The organism is Cellulomonas wangleii, from assembly GCF_018388445.1.
In the GTDB taxonomy this organism is placed as follows: domain Bacteria; phylum Actinomycetota; class Actinomycetes; order Actinomycetales; family Cellulomonadaceae; genus Cellulomonas; species Cellulomonas wangleii.
This window is the reverse complement of record NZ_CP074405.1, coordinates 3046316-3063661: the sequence shown is the minus strand read 5'-3', so window position 1 is coordinate 3063661 and position 17346 is coordinate 3046316. Positions and strand designations below refer to the sequence as shown.

The following is a 17346-nucleotide window of genomic DNA, read 5'->3' as shown; positions in this document are numbered from 1 at the left end:
TCAGCTCCCTCGGTACGTGGTGTAGGCGAACGGGCTCAGCAGCAGAGCCAGGTGGTAGTGCGGCTGGTCGGCGTCGACCAGCACCTCCAGGTGGACGGCGGCGTGGACCGTCGGGACGCCGGCGGTCGCGAACCACGCCGCCGTGTCGAACCGCAGGCCGTACCGGCCGGTGCCCAGGACCGTGTCCCAGCGCAGCCGTCCGTCGGCGTCGGTGCGACCCGCCTCCAGGGGCGTGCCGTCGCCCGCCAGCAGGGTCACGGCGAGGCCGACGGCCGGGCGGCCGGCGACGGCGTCGAGGACGTGCGTGGAGCAGGTCGTCATGCGACCGGGCCCCCCGCCGGGACGGCCGCGGGTGCGGCGGGGACCGTGCGTGCGGCGTCCGCGGACGTGGCGCGCGGCGGTGCGTCGCGCGGGGCACGGGGCGCCGGGGCGGCCGTCACGAGCGACGTCAGGCGCAGGAGGGCGATCTCGCGGAGCTGCTGCGCGGTGACCTCGGCCTCGGTGAGGTCGTCGTGCGTGAGACGCTGCTCGAGCAGCGCGAGGATCTCCGCGCTGCTGCGTCCCGCGGCGCGCACCAGGTAGACGCGCCCGAAGCGCCGCTCGTACCGGGCGTTGCCGGCGGCGAGCCGCGCGGCGACGTCCGCGTCGGAGGCGTCCACACCGGACTGCTCGTACGTCGACATCGCGGCCGTCGGGCCGTCGCCGCGGTGCCGCTCGCCGATGCGGGGGTGGTCGGCCAGCGCCCCGTCGACGTCGACGTGCGCCCAGGCCAGTGCCTGCTCGGCGGCGTGGGCCCGGAGGTCGCCGACCGATCGGTACGGACGCGCCGCGACGACGGTCGCCGCCCACCACGGCACGTCGGCGCAGGCGCCCACGACGGCCTGCGCGTCCGCCACCGGCAACGCGTTGAACTCCTGCAGCAGCATCCCGTGTCCTCTCGCCCGCGCCGACCGTAGGCGCCGGATGTGTCCCCGAGGGAAACGGTTGTTTCAGCAGCGTGAATACGTGTGGCCGGTGCCGGTGCCGGTGCCGGTGACAGTGCCCGTGCCCGTCGGGTCAGCCGGTGCCGGCGAGGTCGCGGGCGAGCGCCAGCAGGTCGCGGTCCCGTCCGGGTGCCGCGACGAGGCACACGCCGACGGGCAGCGGCGCCCGCCGTCCGACCGGGGGGAGATCGCCCGGTCCCGTCCCTCGCCGTGCGGGCAGCACCACCGCCGGCAGGCCGCCGAGCCCGGCGACGCACGTCAGCCGCAGCGTGGCCGCCCGCACGGCGTCGAGCTCGGCGGGGGCGGGACGCGGCGCGACGGACGGCGTCGCGGGGACGACCAGCACGTCGTCACCGACGAGGTCGACGATCCGGTCGCGGATGGACTCGCGCGCCGCACCCGCGGCCCGGCCCGCGGCGTCCGTCACCGTGGACGCGACGGCGAACCGACCGGCGACGTCCGCCCCGAGGGCACCGGGGTGCGCGCGCACCCAGTCGCCGTGGGCGCGCCAGGCCTCCCACGCCTGGAGCACCCGGAACACCTCGGCCCACGCGCCGAGGTCGACGTCGTCCCACCGGTCGGTCGGGGTGGCACCGGCCGCGTCCGCGAACGCGGCGACCCGCGTGGCCACGTCGTCCTGGGCGGCGGCGAGCAGGGCGTCGCTCACGACGAGCCGCCCCGACCAGGTCCCCGTGCTCCCGGTGGGCAGCAGCACGTCGCCGACCTCGGCGAGCAGGTCCGCGTCGCGGGTGAGCCACCCCACCGTGTCGAACGTCGGTGCGAGGGGCACCAGGCCCGTCGTGGCGACGGAGCCGTGCGTCGTCCGGACCCCGAACAGGCCCTGGTACGACGCGGGCACGCGGATCGACCCGCCGGTGTCGGTCCCCAGGCCGATGTCCGCCTGCCCGAGCGCGACGGCGGCGCCGGAGCCCGACGACGAGCCCCCCGGCACCCGGCCCGGCGCCCGGGGGTTGGGCGGTGTGCCCGAGTGCGCGTTCGTGCCCGCGAGCGAGTAGGCCAGCTCGTCGGTGCGGGCCACGCCGCGCACGTCCGCACCGGCGGCGAGCAGGCGTGCGACCGCCGTCGCGTGCGACCCCTCGACGTCGGCGTCGGCCAACCACTCCGGGTTGCCGGCTCCGACGCGCTGACCTGCGACCGCGAACAGGTCCTTCACCGCGACCGCCCGCCTCGCCAGGGGGCCGACCGCGGCTCCCGCGACCAGCGGGTCGCCCAGGACGCGCCACACGCGGGTGTCGGCAGCCGCCGCGGACGTGTGCACGTGCGCGGCGACGACCACCCAGCCGGTGGGTCCCCGCTCCCACAGCTGGGTCTGCTGACCGCGCCCGCCACGCAGCAGCTCGGTGACGGCGACGACGAGGGCGTGCTCGTCGTCCACGGTGCGCACGTGCACCTCCACCAGGCGGCGCGCCGGGGCGCCGCCGCGTGCCCCGCGGAAGGCCGCGATGCTGTCGTGCCCCACCAGGAGCCCCGTCGGGTCGCCGCGCAGCGTGTCCGGGCCGGGCGCGAAGAGCCGGTCGAGGGCGTCGAGGTCGTCGGTGCCCAACGCCCGCTCGTAGGCGCGGAAGGCCTCGAGGAGGCCGGCGGGCGGGTCCGTCCTCATGCGCCGACCCCGGTGCTCGGCCCGCCCTCGGTGTCCCCGCTCGCGGGCTCCGCCAGGTCCGCGAGGCGGATCCGGGCGTGCACCCCGGTGACGCGGTCGACGACCTGCGACACGTCGAAGTCCGTCGCCGCCGACAGGTACGCCAGGGCGTGGGCGCGGTCCATGCCGAACCGGGCCTGCAGGAGGTCGAGCGCCGCACGCACGCACTTGCGCAGCGCCTCGTCCAGGTCGACGTCGAGCCCGGTGGGCACCAGGTGGTCCGCCGTGCGCACCAGGGGACCGCTCAGGGGGCCCAAGGCGGCGACGGCGTCCGCGCGCGGCAGCAGGTCGAACCGCAGCGTGACGCGCAGGGAGGCCTCGAGCGCCGTGAGGGCGACCTCGCCGTCGCCCTGGGCGAAGTGCGGGTCGCCGACGTAGGCGAGGGCGTCGTTCACCTGCACCGGCAGGTACAGCGTGGCACCGGCCTGCAGGAGGTTGATGTCGAGGTTGCCGCCGTGCGCGCCGGGCGGCACGGAGTGCGGGCGCTCGTCGCCCGCGACCGCGACCCCGAGGATGCCGGGGAAGGCGGCGACGGGGAACGAGACGGTGCGCGGGCTGCCGGCGGCGCGCGGCATGACGGCGCGGGTCCCGGACGCGTCCAGGTGGGCGAGGACGCTGACGACGTCGGCGCCCCCCTCGGGCATCTCGCCCGGCAGGGCGCCGCGCCCGTGCCGGTTCGAGATCACGCCGTAGGGCACGCGGGGCAGCGTCTCGAGCACCGTGATGGCCAGGACGTCGCCGGGACGCGCCCCGCGCACGGCGATCGGCCCGGTCACGACGTGCGGGCCGTCGTGCACGGGGTCGTGCGGGTGCGCGGACGCGGCGAGCGCGACGGCGTCGGACAGCACGTCCGTGAGCCCGTGGGCGCCGAAGTACGCGCGGGGGTCGCGGCCCTGGTCCTCCAGCAGCCCCTCGTGGCTGAGCGTGTCGACCGTGACCTCGGTGCCGGGGTCCACCGTGAGGACCGGGGCGTCGCCCGCGCACGGCAGCCGGCCCCACAGCACGTTCTCGGGGGTGGACGGCAGGTAGGTGGCGGCGCGCACGGGGCCGGTACCGGGGTCGAGCAGCATGCGCCGGACTGTAGGCGGCGTCGGTGTCCGGCATGTTGCGCGGTGCCACGGGGCTGTGGACGGGGCCCCGGACCGGCCGGTAGGCGGCACCTGATCCCGCGTCGACCCGACCACACGTCCGGCTGTCGGAGGGGTCGTCCACGGATGTGCCCGCCGGGTGCGGTGCCGGCACACCCCGGGCAGCAGGCTCGACGGACGCCCGACCTGGGACCGGTGGCGGAGGGAGGCACGGTGGAACGGGTACGCACGGCGACGGTGGTGGGGGTGGTCGGCGCGGCCGGCGGGGTCGGGGCGTCGACGCACGCGGCGCTGCTCGCGCGGCGGCTGTCACGGAGCACGTCGACGGTGCTCGTGGACCTCGACCGGGGCGGCGGCGGTCTCGACGTCGTGGTCGGCGTCGAGGACGTCGACGGCGCGCGGTGGCCGGACCTGCGGGGTGCGGGCGGGGACGTGCGCGGCGCCGACGTCGTCGCGCTGCTGCCCCGCTGGGGCGCGTGCGCCGTGCTGTCAGGCGACCGGACGCGGTCGGCACCCGTCGACGCGGGGGTTCGGCTCGACGTCCTGCACGCGCTCGCGTGCGAGGTCGGGGCGCTCGTGCTCGACCTCGACCGCGCGGGCGTCGTGGACGGGGACGCGCCGCTCGCCGCGTGCGACGCGGTGGTCGTGGTCGCACGCCCCGACCTGCGCAGCGTCGCGGGCACGCTCGCGCTGCGCCCGCGGCTGCACGCGGCGGGGACCCGGTGCGGGCTCGTCGTCCAGGGGGCGGCGGGCCTGGGTGCCGCGGACCTGGCCGAGGCGAGCGGGTTGGAGGTCTGGCACCTGGGGCGCGCGGACCGTGCCCTCGCGGCGCGGGCCGAGCGAGTCGGGCCCGGTGGCCGCGGTCGCGCCGCGCGGACCGCCGACACCGTGGTCCGTCGGCTCGGGCTCACCGCATGAGCGTGGTGCCGAGCGGGCGCGGGGCGGGTGCGACGGCTGCCCGGAGCAGCGCACCCGCACGGCGTGCCCCGCCCGTCGCCGTCCTGGACCGGGTCCGCGCCGACCTGCGGGTACGTCCGGCGGGATCCGCGGACCTCGCGGTGCTGGTGGACGAGGCGCTGCGGGCCCACGGCACGCTCCTGGGGCCGGTGCCGCTCGCGGAGACGGTCCGCGCGGTGGCCGACGAGCTGGTCGGTGCCGGTGCGCTGCAGCCCTGGCTCGACGACCCTCTCGTCACCGACGTGCTGGTCAACGCGCCGCAGGAGGTGTGGGTGGAGCGCGCCGGGGCGCTGGTGCGCGTCCCGGTCGACCTGGGCACGCCGGCAGACGTCCGGGAGTTGGCCGTGCGCCTCGCGGCCGCCGCGGGGCGCCGCCTCGACGACGCGGCGCCGACCGTCGACGCCCGGCTGCCCGACGGCACCCGGCTGCACGCGGTGCTGCCGCCGCTGGCCGAGGCGTGCACGGTGCTGAGCCTGCGTGTCGTGCGGCCGCGTGGCTTCACGCTCCCGGACCTGGTGGCGGCGCGGGCCGTCGTGCCACCGCTCGTGCCGTTGCTCGAAGGGCTGGTCCGGTCCCGCAGCAACGTGCTCGTGTCCGGCGCCACCGGCGCGGGCAAGACGACGCTGCTCGCCGCGCTGCTGTCCCTGGTGCCGCACGACGAGCGCATCGTGCTGGTCGAGGAGGCGGGTGAGCTGGTCGCCGACCACCCGCACGTCGTCCGCCTCACGAGCAGGCCGGCGAACGTCGACGGTGCCGGCGGGGTCGGCCTTGCGGACCTCGTGCGACAGGCGCTGCGCATGCGGCCGGACCGCATCGTGCTGGGCGAGTGCCGGGGCGCGGAGGTGCGCGAGGTCCTCGCCGCGCTCAACACCGGCCACGAGGGAGGCTGCGCCACGCTGCACGCCAACACCGCGGCGGACGTCCCCGCGCGGCTCGAGGCGCTGGCGGCGCTCGCGGGCCTCGACCGTGCGGCGGTGGCCGCGCAGGCCGCCAGCGCGGTCGACGCGGTGCTCCACGTGCGACGCGTCCGGCGCGGGGCGGACGCCGGGCGCCGGTACCTCGCGGAGGTGGCGGTGGTCGACCGCGGGACGGACGGCGGGCTGCGCGTCACACCGGCCGTCGTGGTGGGGGAGGACGGGACCACCCGGACGGGCCCGGGCGCGCGGCGTCTGTCCGAGCGGATCGGGTCCGAGCCGTGAGGGCGTGCCTCGGCACACCGGCGGTCCGTGCCGACCGCGTCGGTGCCGGCCCGTGAGCGGCCTCGTCGCCGTGCTCGTGGCGCTCGCGGTCGTCGCCGCGGGGGGCCCGCCCGTGCGGCGCCCGCCCGAGGCGCGCCGAGGTCGTGCCCGCGGTCCGCGGGGCCGGCTGACGGCACGGCTGCGGGGCGGGTGGGGGCCGTGGCGCCGACGCGGCGCACCGTCCGGGCCCGACACCGACCTGGCCGGGCTCCTGCACGCCGTCGCGGCACAGCTCCGTGCCGGTGCCCCGCCCTCTGCCGCCTGGGCGCACGTGCTGGGCACGGCGGTCGACGGGCAGGTTCCCGACGTCGACGTGCTGATCGGGTCGACCGGTGCGCGCGGGGAGCGATCGCGCGCTCGCGCCGTCGTCGCCGGGGCCCGTGTCGCGTCCGAGACCGGCGCGCCGCTGGCCGACGTGCTGGCGGACCTCGCCGACGCGGTGGCCGCGGACGCGGAGCTCGCCGGCGACCTGGAGGCCGCCCTCGCCGGCCCGCGTGCCACCGCCCGGGTGCTCACCCTGCTCCCGGTGATCGGCCTGGTGGTCGGGACGGCCATGGGCGCGCAGCCGTGGCGGGTCCTGCTGGACGGCGGGCTGGGCAGCGGGCTGGCGGTGACCGGCGTGCTGCTGCTCGCCGCGGGGCGCGGCTGGGTCGCCGCCCTCGTGCGTCGGGCGGCTGCATCGTGAGCCCGCCCATGGTCGGGCTGGTCGTCGCGGTCGCCGTGCTGCTGGCGGGGTCGCCGTGGGTCGTCGCGCGTGCGCCGCGCCGGGTCGCGGGCGGGGCCGCGGCGTGGCGGGGCCCCGACGTCGCAGCCCGGCGGTGGTCGGCCGGTGCCCGGTCCCACCCCGCCGGTCGCGTGCACCGCCGCCGCGTCGGCCGGCTCGACGTGGACGTCCTCGACCCGGCGTTCGTCCTCGACCTGTGCGCCGCCGCCGTGCGAGGCGGTGCGGCCGTGCCGACCGCGCTCGTGGCGACCGGGCGGCACCTGCCCGGCGCCGAGGGGCAGGCGCTCGTGCACGTGGGGACCGCGCTCGGACTCGGGGCGTCCTGGCAGTCCGCGTGGGCGGGGGTGCCGCCGTCCGTCGCGGCGCTCGGAAGGGCGCTCGACGCGGGCCGCGGGGTGGGTGCGTCGCCCGGGCCGCAGCTGCGGGCCGCGGCCGCCCGCCTGCGACGTGAGCGCCGTGCGCGCGTGCGCGTCGCCGCCGGTGCGCTGGGCGTGCGCCTCACCCTGCCGCTGGGGCTGTGCTTCCTGCCGGCGTTCGTCCTGCTCGGGCTCGTCCCGGTGGTGGTCGGCCTGGCCGGTGACCTGCTCGGCGGTGGTCGGTGACGGCCGGGCGGGAGGGGCGGGCCGCACCCCGCTCACCCACCCACAGCCACCCGTGGTGGCGCGCCGTCCACCGGTGCACCCGGTCGACGCACGCGGTGAGGTGCCGCCCGAGCACGCTCGCCGCAGGAGCCGACCGGCTCCCGGCCCGCGTCGCGGGCCCGGTCCAGGACGAAGGAGCAGTGCGGCATGGGACGGACGATGAGGCAGGTGCCCGGTCACCCGGGCAGGGCGCCGGCGGTGCGGGCACGGGCCGCGGTGGGTCGGAGCTCGGTGGTGGTGTCGACCGTGGAGCGCCTGCGGGGCGTGCACGCGCGGGCGGGCGACGCGGGCATGGCGACCGCCGAGTACGCGATCGCGACGCTGGCGGCCGTCGGGTTCGCGGGGGTGCTGGTGGTCGTGCTGAAGGGGAACGAGGTGAAGGGCCTGCTCACGGGGATCGTGCGGCAGGCGCTCGGCGGATGACGCGGCGGCGCCGCGGTGCCGGCCCGGCCGCCGGTGCCGCGGTCGTCGGCGGTGACCGCGGCGCCGTCACCGCCGAGCTGGCCGTGGGTCTGGTCGCCGTGGCGGTGGTCCTGCTCGCCGTCCTCGCCACGGGTGCGGCGACGATCACGCGGATGGCCTGCGTGGACGCCGCCCGCACGGGTGCACGGGTCGCTGCCCTCGGTGAGTCCGACGCGGAGGTGAGTGCCGCAGCGCGCCGCGTCCTCGGCGCCCGTGAGGGACGGGTGGGCCTGACTCGGGAGGACGGGTGGGTGACGGTCGACGTGAGTGTCCCGTTCACCGGGTGGCCGGGCGGGATGCAGGCGCGTGCCAGCGCGACCGCACGGGCGGAACCGTGAGCACGCGAGCCGCCCTCGCCCGCGACGCCGGCTCGGGGTCCGTGCTCCTGCTCGCGGTGGTCGCCGTCGCGGTCGCGCTGGCCGGGGGCGCCGGGCTCGTGGGGTCGGCCCACGTCGCGGCGGCCCGGGCAGCGGGCGGGGCGGACCTGGCGGCGCTGGCCGGCGCGCAGCTGCTCGCGGACGGCGGGACCGGCGCGTGCGACCGGGCGGCGGATGCGGCCGGCAGGAACGGGGCGAGCATGGTCGCGTGCGCGGTCGGACCGCACGGTGCGGTCACCGTCGAGGTGCAGGTACCGGCCGTGCTCGGGTCCGCGCACCAGGTCGCCCGGGCCGGGCCGCGCGGGGCGGCCGCAGCCGGGCGACGCGGGTCACGAGGGCGTGCCCACGGCGTGGGACAGCACGGTGGTGAGCAGGCGGAGGGCCGCGGCCTTGTCCAGCGGCTCGTTGCCGTTGCCGCACTTGGGCGACTGCACGCAGGCCGGGCAGCCGGTCGCGCACGGGCAGGCGGCGATCGCGTCGCGCGTCGCGGCCAACCACACCGGCCCGAGCCCGAACCCCCGCTCCGCGAAACCCGCCCCACCGGGATGCCCGTCGTGGACGAACACCGTGGCGTGGCCGGTGTCGGGGTGCACCAGTGTCGACAGGCCACCCAGGTCCCAGCGGTCGCACGTCGCCAGCAGGGGGAGCAGCCCGATCGACGCGTGCTCGGCGGCGTGCAGCGCGCCCGGCGCGGCCTCCAGGGTCACTCCCGCGGCAGCCAGGACCTCCGGCGGGGCGGTCCACCACACCGCCGTGGTCCGCAGCGTCCGTGCCGGCAGGTCGAGCTCGTGCGTGGACAGCACCTGCAGGTCCGGGATCCGTCGTCGCTGGTAGCCCACGACCTGCGTGGTGACGTCGACCTGTCCGTAGCACCACGTGACGGGCCCCCAGACGACCTCGCGCTCGACGTCGACCACGGCCGTCGAGGTGATCCACCGTGCCCACGTGCCGTGGTCGACGTCCCGCCGGGTCGCCAGGGCGACACCGTCGTCGAGGTGCAGCTCGTCCACCACGTAGGTCGCCCCGAGGTGCACGTACACCGCGCCGGGGTGGACGGTGGCATCGGCCGAGGCCGCGTCGACCGTACCCAGCAGACGTCCCGTCGCCGTCTCCACCACGCGCACCGGCTGGCCACCCGCGCCGCGCAGGTCGGTCATGCGGCTGGCGGGCTCGGCGTGCGTCCAGTACCACCCCGAGACGCGTCGACGCAGGATGCCGCGCTCGGTGAGCTCCGTGAGCAGCCCGAGGGCGCGGTCACCGAACAGCTCCAGCTCCTCCGTGCGCAACGGGCGCTCCGCCGCGGCGGCGCACAGGTGCGGCGCGAGGACGTAGGGGTTGCCGGGGTCGAACACGGTGGCCTCGACCGGGGCGTCGAGCGCCGCCTCCGGGTGGTGCACGAGGTAGGTGTCCAGCGGGTCCTCCCGGGCGACCAGGACGACGAGCCCCTCGGCGCCGGCGCGGCCGGCGCGGCCCGCCTGCTGCCACAGCGACACGCGCGTGCCCGGCCAGCCGGCGATCAGCACGGCGTCGAGACCGGAGATGTCGACACCGAGCTCGAGGGCGTTGGTGGTCGCCAGCGCCCGGAGATGACCCGCCCGGATGGCCCGCTCGAGGGCGCGGCGCTCCTCCGGCAGGTAACCACCGCGGTACGACGACACCAACGACGGCAGGGTCGGGTCGACGGCAGCCAGGTGGTCGCGGGTCGCCGCGGCCACCGACTCCGCACCGCGCCGCGACCGCGTGAACGCCAGCACCCGGGCACCCGCCGCGACCAGGTCGGCGAGCAGGTCCGCCACCTCGGCGGTGGCCGTCCGCCGCGGGTTGTCCTGCGGCAGCGCGACGACGTCCTCACCGGTGCCCAACGGCCCCGAGCCCTCGCCCGCCTCGGGCGCGGCCGGTTGCGCCGCGGTGACGTCCGGCGGGGTCGCGCCGCCGGACGTCGGGACGTCATCCGTGGCGTCGTCGTCCCCGGGGTCGGCCGCGTGCAGGTCGCGCCGTGGCACGGGGACGACCGTCGCCCAGGGGTCCTCGTCGGGCAGCAGCGACGCCCACGGCCCGCCGCCGCCCGGGAGCTCCGGCGGCTGCCACAGCACGAACGTCTTGCGGCCCGCCGGCGACGTGTCGACCGTGACGGCGTGGACGTCCTGCGCGGCCACGCCCAGGAGCCGTGCGGCGCTCGCGGCGGGGTCGGACGTCGTCGCCGACGCGAGGACCATCACCGGCGCCGCGCCGTACGCCGCGGCGAGCCGCCGCAGCCGCCGCAGCACGAGCGCCACGTGCGCACCGAACACACCACGGAACGCGTGGCACTCGTCGACCACCACGTACGCGAGCGACGACAGCAGGCGGGACCACTGCGAGTGCGCAGGGAGCATCGCGAAGTGCAGGAAGTCCGGGTTGGTGAGGACGACGTCCGCGTGCTCCCGCACCCAGCGCCGCTCGTCGCGCGACGTGTCGCCGTCGCACGTCGCGACGCGCACGTCCCGCGTCCCGGCAGCGGTGAGCAGCCGCTCCAGACCCGCGAGCTGGTCGGCCGCGAGAGCCTTGGTGGGGCTGAGGTAGAGCACGGTGGGTCGGCGACGGACCGTCTCGATGCGCCCCGGGTCGAGGAGCGTCCCTGCGGCCCCGCGACGCACGGCCGACAGCCCCGGCAACCAGAAGGCGAGCGACTTGCCCGACCCGGTCGACGTCGCCAGGACCGTGTGACGCCCCGACCACGCCGCGTCCGCCGCGTCGACCTGGTGCTCCCACGGCCGCTCGACACCGAGGGCCCGGTAGCCACGCACCAGGTCCGGGTCCGCCCAGTCGGGCCAGTCCGCGCGGCGGCCCTCCCGGGCCGGGAGGTGCCGCACGTGGGTCGCTCGGTCCGCCCGCCGGCCACCGGCGAGCAGCACGTCGAACAGCTCGCCCGGCCCCACCCCCCGATCCTCCCACCACCCTCGCCCGCACCGGCAGCGCCCTCGCACCCGCGTCCCCCGAGAGAGTGCGGTCCGGCCCGCGCCCCTCCTCACCTGGCCTGTGACGGCTGGATGGCCCACCCGCCGGTGGGGTGGGGCGTCGTCGGAGGCCAGGTGGGGGAGGATCGCGGGGTGCGTGTCATCGACCTGAACGCGGACCTCGGCGAGGGGGACGGCCCGTGGCGTCTCGAGCCGTCGGCGGACGACGCGCTGCTGACCCTCGTCTCGAGCGCGAACGTCGCCGCGGGGTTCCACGGCGGTGACTCCGCGACGATGGCCGCGACCTGCGCGGCGGCGCTTCAGCGCGGTGTCGCCGTGGGGGCGCACCCGTCGTACGACGACCGCGAGGGGTTCGGCCGACGGCGTCTCGACGTCCGACCCGAGCTGCTGCGCGCCCAGGTCGCGCACCAGCTCGGCGCGCTCGCTGCGGTGGCCCGGTCGGTCGGTGCACGCGTGACGCACGTCAAGCCGCACGGCGCGCTCTACAACGCGGTGGTGCACGACGAGGTGCAGGCCCGCGCCGTCGTCGAGGCGGTCCTCGCGGTCGACCCCGCACTGGCCGTGCTGGGTCTGCCGGGGTCCCGCGTGCTCGCGGTGGCCCGGGCCGCCGGCCTGCGCATCGTCGCCGAGGCCTTCGTCGACCGCGGCTACGCACCCGACGGCACGCTGGTCCCGCGTGACCGGCCCGGTGCCCTGGTCACGGACCCTCAGGCGGCTGCCGCCCGCGCCGTGCAGATGGCGGTGCACGGGACCGTCACGGCCGTCGACGGCACGGTCGTCCGGGTCGACGCGCTGTCGCTCTGCCTGCACTCCGACACCCCCGGGGCCGTGGCCATCGCGACCGCCGTGCGCGCCGCGCTGGACGCCGCGGGCGTCGAGGTCCGGCCGTTCCGCACGGCGGGCGAGGTGCCGCTGCTGCCGGGCGGCGCGGCGCAACCCCGCACCGGCGGTGCGCAGCGGGTGCGCCCTGACGACGTCGCCGCGCCCCGCGTGCGTCCCGACGACCTCCCGGCGCCCGACCCGCGCGACGCCGCGCTGGACGCGGGCGATGCCGCGACGGACCGACCCGGCGAGGCTCGGGCGCCGCGTGATGGAGCGCGCGGCGAGGGACCAGCTCGGTGAGCGGTGCCGCCGGGACGGACGCGCCCGGGACGGACGCGAGAGGCCGCACGCCCCGGGTCCTGCCGTGCGGTGAGGACGCGGTCCTCGTCGAGCTCGCGGACCTCGACGGGGTGTCCGCCCTCGCGGACGTGCTCCGGACCGACCCTCCGCCCGGCGTGGTCGACGTCGTGCCCGCGGCGCGCACGGTCCTCGTGCGTGGGGACGTGCGGCGTCGCGCGGTGTGGCTGGCGGCCGTGACCCGCGCCGCCGTCGCCGGACCTGCCGCTGACGGACCTGCCGCTGACGGACCTGCCGCCGACGGACCCGCCGCGGGCGACCGGCCGACCGGTCGGGTCGTCGACATCCCGGTCGTCTACGACGGGCCCGACCTGGCGCAGGTCGCCCGTGCGACGGGCCTGTCCGTCGAGGAGGTGGTGGCGCGGCACCTCGCAGGCGGTCCCGGCGGGTACCGCGTCGCGTTCGGCGGGTTCGCCCCCGGGTTCGCGTACGTGGTGGGTGTCGACCCGCGGTTGCACGTCCCACGGCTCGCGACGCCCCGCACCCGCGTGCCGGCGGGCGCGGTCGCCCTCGCGGGCGACTACACCGCGGTCTACCCGGCGGCGTCACCCGGCGGCTGGCAGCTGCTGGGCACGACGTCCGTCGCGATGTTCGACGTCGGCCGCGGGCGGGACGCGGCGGCCCTGCTGAGGCCGGGCGACGTCGTGCGGTTCGTGCCCGCGCCGGCCGTCCCGCGGGCGGTCGCGGCGCCACGCGCAGCGCCACCGTCGGCCGCACCACACGCCCCGGGCCGCACCGTCGCACAGGACAGCACCGTCGCCCCGGACAGCACCGTCGCCCCGGACAGCCCCGTCGCCCCGGACAGCCCCGTCGCCCCGCCCTCACCCGTCGCCCCGTCCCCACCCGTCGCCCCGCACGCGGGCGCGCGGGCGGTGACGGTGCTCGCCACCGGGCCGCTGCTGCTGCTGCAGGACCTCGGCAGACCGGGCCTGGCGGCGGTCGGGGTGCCGCGCTCCGGCGCCGCCGACCCGGACGCGCTGCGCCGTGCGAACCGGCTCGTCGGCAACCGGCCCTCCGCGGCGGGGCTCGAGGTCGTGCTGGGCGGCCTGGTGCTGCGGTGCACGGCGACCACGGCCCTCGCCCTGACCGGTGCGCCGGTGGCCGCGGACCTCGACGGTGCGGCGGTGCCGCACGGTGCTGCGATCCGCGCCCCCGCGGGTGCCGTGCTGCGGCTCGGGTCGCCGCCGGAGGGCCTGCGCACCTGGGTGGCGGTGCGTGGGGGCCTCGCCGTGCCGAGCGTGCTCGGGTCGCGCTCCGCCGACGTCCTGTCGGGGCTCGGGCCGGCGGCGGTGCGACAGGGGGACGTGCTGCCGCTGGGGGACGACGTCGACGGCCTGCCGGAGCCGGCGCTGCCGGACGGTCCCGTCCCTGCCGTCGAGGTCCACGGTGTCGAGGTCCACGGTGTCGCGATCCCGGGTGTCGCGGTCCCGGGCGTCGAGGGCCCTGATGTCGAGGTCCCCGGCCACGTCCTGCTCCCGGCGTCGGACGGCCCTCGGCTGGACCACCTCGACGCCCGCGGCCGCGCGGCACTGTGGGCGACGGTCTGGGACGTGTCGCCCGCGAGCAACCGGGTCGCCGTGCGGCTGGCGGGCGCGCCGCTGATGCGCCGGGCGATCGGGGAGCTGCCGTCCGAGGGCCTGGTCGCCGGGGCGGTCCAGGTGCCGCCCGACGGTCAGCCGGTGGTGTTCGGCGCGGACCACCCCGTGACCGGTGGCTACCCGGTGGTCGCCGTGCTGACGCGCGAGGGCCGGGCACGCGCGGCACAGCTGCGCCCCGGGCAGCGCGTGCGCCTGGCCAGAACTGACGTCCCGCCGATCCATCCCTCGTGACCAGCGACGACGTCGCCGGACCGCTCGCGGAGCATAGGTAAGGCTGTGCTAAGTTCTCGCCTGCCGCGGCTCGTCCGCCGTCGTCCCCCTCCCGAGGAGCACAGGTGAAGCACGTCCGTCCCCGCACCGTCCTGGCCGCGCTCGCGGCGACCGTCGCGCTCGCCCTGTCGGGGTGCAGCGCGTCGTCCTCCGCGGCGCCGGCCGCATCGGCGCCGGCGAGCGACGCCACCGAGGACGCGTCGTGGCCCCGCACGGTCACCCACGAGCAGGGCGAGCTCACGCTCGACGCCGCGCCGCAGCGGATCGTGTCGACGACGCCGTCGGTGACCGGCACGCTCCTGGCGATCGGCGCCCCGGTCGTGGCGAGCGCCGCGACCGCGCCGGGCACGGCCGTCGCGGACGAGGACGGGTTCTTCCGCCAGTGGGGCGACGTGGCGCGCGAGCGCGGCGTCGAGGTGCTCTACCCGAATCTCGAGCTCGACCTCGAGGCGATCATCAGCGCGGAGCCCGACCTGGTCGTGGTCTCCACCTCGGGTGCCGACTCCGTGCTCGACCAGTACGAGCAGATCGCCGAGCTGTTCCCGACGGTCGTCGTCAACTACTCGGACAAGTCGTGGCAGGACCTGGCCACCGACCTCGGGGAGATCACCGGTCACGAGGACGGCGCGGCCGACGCGATCGCCGACTTCGACGCGTACGTCGCCGAGGCGGCCGAATCCCTGACCCTGCCGGACGGTCCGGTGTCCGTCGTCTCCTACAACGGCCCCACCGACGACTCGGCGATCGCCAAGGAGACGTCCCCCTGGGCGGGCATCCTGGGTGACCTGGGCCTCGAGGTCGTCGGCGCCCCCGACGAGCTCGACACCTCGGAGCAGGTGCGCCAGGACGTCGCGTGGGTCTCCTTCGAGAACCTCACCGCGGCGATCACGGGTACGCAGGTGTGGCTGCTGTCCGGCACCCCCGACGACGTCGCCGAGCTCACCGCGGAGCCGACCCTGCAGAACCTGGAGGCGGTGACCACCGGCCAGGTGTTCGAGCTGGGTCCGACCTCGTTCCGCCTCGACTACTACAGCGCGACCGCGCTGGTGGACACGGTCGTCGGGCACCTGGGCTGACCGACCCGTGCCCGTCGCGTCCGACGCACCGCAGCGCACGAGCCCGGCGCCGACCACCGGTCGGCGCCGGGCCGCGCTGGTGCTCACGGGTGCCCTCCTGCTGGTGCTCACCGCGGCGAGCCTGGCCCTGGGGTCCCGCACCGTCCCGCTGCACGAGACGTGGACGGCGGTCACGGCGTACGACGCGACCAACGACCTGCACCTGGTCGTACGGGAGCTGCGGGTGCCGCGCACCGCGCTGGTGCTGCTGGTCGGCGTGGCCCTGGGGCTGTCGGGTGCGGTCCTGCAGGCCGTCACGCGCAACCCGTTGGCGGAGCCCGGGCTGCTGGGGGTGAGCGGCGGCGCCGCGGCCGCGATCGTCGTGGGCATCGCCTTCTTCGGTGCGACGACGGTCGCGGGCTACGTCTGGTTCGGGTTCGCCGGCGCCGGCGCCGCGGCGGTCGCCGTGTTCCTGCTGGGCCGCGCGCACGACGCCGGCACCAACCCGGTGCGGCTGGTGCTGGCCGGCGCCGCGTTGTCGATCGTCCTGGCCGCGCTGACCCAGCTCGTCGTGCTGAACACCGGCGACCGCGTGCTGCAGGCGCTGCGGCAGTGGATGACGGGGTCGTTCCAGGGTCGCGGGGCCGAGGTGGTGCCCGTGGTCGCCGGGGCCGTGCTGCTCGGCGCGCTCGTGTGCGTCGCGGTCGCGCCCGGGCTCAACGCGATGAGCCTGGGCCAGGACCTCGCGACCGCGCTCGGGCTCGACCTGCGTCGCACCGTCGTGCTCGCCACCGTCGCGGTGCTGGTGCTCGCCGGGGCGGCGACGGCAGCGGCGGGCCCGGTCGCGTTCCTCGGCCTGGCGGCACCCCACGCGGCGCGCCTCGTCGTGGGCCCCGACCAGCGGCGCGTCCTGCCGGCGTCGGCCCTGGCGGCCACGGTCCTGCTGCTGGTGGCCGACGTCGCCGGGCGCCTGGTGGACCACCCGCAGGAGGTCGGGGCCGGGGTCATGGCAGCCCTCGTCGGCGGGCCCGTGTTCGTCGCGCTGGCGCGCCGACGCAGGTTCGTGCGCCTGTGACCGCCACGCCCGCCCCGGCCGGCACGGGCACCGTCGCCGCGCCGTCGGTCACCCTGCGCCGCGGCCCCCTGTCCTGGCGCCTGCACCCGCGCACCGTGACCGTGTGCGTGCTGCTCGGCGTGCTGCTGCTGGTCGTCGCGGTCCTGGCCCTGGGCACCGGCTCGCTCGCGCTGTCCCCGGCGCGCGTCGTGGACGTCCTGCTGGGGCGCGGGGACACGACGGCGAGCACGGTCGTCACCCGCATCCGTGCGCCGCGCGTGCTGACCGGGATCCTGGTCGGCGCCTGCCTGGGCGTCGCCGGTGCGGTGCTGCAGTCGCTGTCGCGCAACCCGCTGGGCTCCCCGGACGTCATCGGGTTCACCGCGGGCGCGGCGACCGGTGCGGTCGTGCAGATCGTCCTGGTGGGCGCGGGGCCGGGAGCCACGGCGGCCGCCGCGGTCGGCGCGGGCGTGCTCACCGCGCTCGTCGTGTACGGGCTGTCGGTCCGCCGTCGCGTGAGCGGGTCGTCGCGCATCGTCCTGGTGGGCATCGGGGTCGGCGCCGTCCTCGAGGCCGTGACCAGCCTGGTGATGTCCCGCGGTGACATCGACGACGTGGCCGGTGCGCAGGTCTGGCTCGCCGGCTCGGTGAACGGGCGCACCTGGGACCACGTCACCACCGTGGCCGTCGCCCTCGTGCTCGTGCTGCCCGTGGTGCTGGCGCACGCCCGGCACCTCGACCTCCTGGCCATGGGCGACGACACCGCCCAGCAGCTCGGTGCACGGGTGGAGCGCACCCGCCTGGTGCTGGTGCTGGCGTCCGTGACCCTCGCGGCGGCCGCGACCGCTGCGGCCGGTCCCATCGCGTTCGTCGCGCTGGGGGCACCGCAGCTGGTGCTGCGCCTGACGCGCTCCCCGCGGGTGCCCGTGCTCTCGGCGGGTCTGCTGGGAGCGGTCCTGCTCGTCGCCACCGACCTGGTGACCCAGCGGCTGCCGTTCGCGGCCGCCGTGCCGATCGGGCTGATGACCGGCCTGCTCGGCGGCGTGTACCTGCTGTGGCTGCTGACCCGGCCGGGGAGGATCTGACCCGTGCCGCCCGACGAG

At 77.8% G+C, this 17346-nt stretch carries 16 protein-coding genes and 1 pseudogene; 12 read left to right on the top strand and 5 right to left on the bottom strand.

From position 1 onward, the window contains the following. The 4 genes from uraH to KG103_RS14095 form a co-directional block, all read right to left on the bottom strand. Window positions 1–321, bottom strand: a complete 321-nt coding sequence (gene uraH / locus KG103_RS14110; RefSeq protein WP_207339166.1) for a hydroxyisourate hydrolase — start codon at window positions 319–321, stop codon at window positions 1–3. Then, a complete protein-coding gene (gene uraD / locus KG103_RS14105; protein ID WP_207339165.1) occupies window positions 318–926 on the bottom strand; it encodes a 2-oxo-4-hydroxy-4-carboxy-5-ureidoimidazoline decarboxylase in 609 nt (202 codons plus the stop codon). Before uraD ends, uraH begins: the two co-directional genes overlap by 4 nt. Window positions 927–1056: 130 nt before the next feature. Beyond that, complete coding sequence (locus tag KG103_RS14100) at window positions 1057–2604, bottom strand: AtzH-like domain-containing protein (RefSeq protein ID WP_207339164.1); 1548 nt, start codon at window positions 2602–2604, stop codon at window positions 1057–1059. Then, entirely contained in the window at window positions 2601–3713 is a 1113-nt protein-coding gene (locus KG103_RS14095) for an acetamidase/formamidase family protein (RefSeq protein WP_207339163.1), read from the bottom strand. Before KG103_RS14095 ends, KG103_RS14100 begins: the two co-directional genes overlap by 4 nt. A gap of 231 nt (window positions 3714–3944) precedes the next feature. Between KG103_RS14095 and KG103_RS14090 the strand changes: the two genes are divergently transcribed. The 7 genes and pseudogenes from KG103_RS14090 to KG103_RS19180 all read left to right on the top strand — a co-directional run. Then, the gene (locus tag KG103_RS14090; protein WP_249670599.1) at window positions 3945–4649 is read left to right on the top strand and encodes a pilus assembly protein FlpE; all 705 of its coding nucleotides are present in this window, start codon (window positions 3945–3947) and stop codon (window positions 4647–4649) included. Beyond that, window positions 4646–5887: a TadA family conjugal transfer-associated ATPase gene (locus KG103_RS14085; RefSeq protein ID WP_207339162.1), complete on the top strand. Its 1242-nt coding sequence runs from the start codon at window positions 4646–4648 to the stop codon at window positions 5885–5887. The genes KG103_RS14090 and KG103_RS14085 overlap by 4 nt, the downstream gene beginning before the upstream one ends. Before the next feature lie 52 nt (window positions 5888–5939). Continuing rightward, window positions 5940–6611: a type II secretion system F family protein gene (locus KG103_RS14080; protein ID WP_207339161.1), complete on the top strand. Its 672-nt coding sequence runs from the start codon at window positions 5940–5942 to the stop codon at window positions 6609–6611. Continuing rightward, window positions 6608–7252 (top strand): type II secretion system F family protein, encoded by a 645-nt coding sequence (locus tag KG103_RS14075; protein WP_249670598.1) that lies wholly within the window; start codon window positions 6608–6610, stop codon window positions 7250–7252. Before KG103_RS14080 ends, KG103_RS14075 begins: the two co-directional genes overlap by 4 nt. Before the next feature lie 207 nt (window positions 7253–7459). Next, window positions 7460–7714: a DUF4244 domain-containing protein gene (locus KG103_RS14070; RefSeq protein ID WP_249670596.1), complete on the top strand. Its 255-nt coding sequence runs from the start codon at window positions 7460–7462 to the stop codon at window positions 7712–7714. Next, window positions 7711–8091 (top strand): TadE family type IV pilus minor pilin, encoded by a 381-nt coding sequence (locus tag KG103_RS14065; RefSeq protein WP_207339159.1) that lies wholly within the window; start codon window positions 7711–7713, stop codon window positions 8089–8091. Before KG103_RS14070 ends, KG103_RS14065 begins: the two co-directional genes overlap by 4 nt. Then, window positions 8001–8417 (top strand): annotated as a pseudogene (locus tag KG103_RS19180) (Rv3654c family TadE-like protein); the annotation flags it as partial. The gene KG103_RS14065 and the pseudogene KG103_RS19180, both read left to right, overlap by 91 nt. A 42-nt stretch (window positions 8418–8459) precedes the next feature. Here KG103_RS19180 and KG103_RS14055 read toward each other — a convergent pair. Then, window positions 8460–11048, bottom strand: coding sequence for a DEAD/DEAH box helicase (locus KG103_RS14055; protein ID WP_207339158.1), 2589 nt, complete (start codon window positions 11046–11048; stop codon window positions 8460–8462). Between the two features lie 171 nt (window positions 11049–11219). On the opposite strand from KG103_RS14055, the gene KG103_RS14050 reads away from it, so the two are divergent. The 5 genes from KG103_RS14050 (at window position 11220) to KG103_RS14030 (ending at window position 17328) form a co-directional block, all read left to right on the top strand. Beyond that, window positions 11220–12209 (top strand): LamB/YcsF family protein, encoded by a 990-nt coding sequence (locus KG103_RS14050; RefSeq protein WP_307860893.1) that lies wholly within the window; start codon window positions 11220–11222, stop codon window positions 12207–12209. Beyond that, window positions 12206–14095, top strand: a complete 1890-nt coding sequence (locus KG103_RS14045; RefSeq protein ID WP_207339157.1) for a 5-oxoprolinase subunit B/C family protein — start codon at window positions 12206–12208, stop codon at window positions 14093–14095. Before KG103_RS14050 ends, KG103_RS14045 begins: the two co-directional genes overlap by 4 nt. A 104-nt stretch (window positions 14096–14199) precedes the next feature. Further along, a complete protein-coding gene (fepB, locus tag KG103_RS14040; protein ID WP_207339156.1) occupies window positions 14200–15210 on the top strand; it encodes a Fe2+-enterobactin ABC transporter substrate-binding protein in 1011 nt (336 codons plus the stop codon). A gap of 7 nt (window positions 15211–15217) precedes the next feature. After that, window positions 15218–16264 carry a FecCD family ABC transporter permease gene (locus tag KG103_RS14035; protein ID WP_249670595.1) on the top strand — a complete coding sequence of 349 codons (1047 nt, stop codon included), beginning with the start codon at window positions 15218–15220 and terminating at the stop codon, window positions 16262–16264. Beyond that, entirely contained in the window at window positions 16261–17328 is a 1068-nt protein-coding gene (locus tag KG103_RS14030; RefSeq protein WP_207339155.1) for a FecCD family ABC transporter permease, read from the top strand. The genes KG103_RS14035 and KG103_RS14030 overlap by 4 nt, the downstream gene beginning before the upstream one ends. Window positions 17329–17346 lie beyond the last annotated feature (18 nt).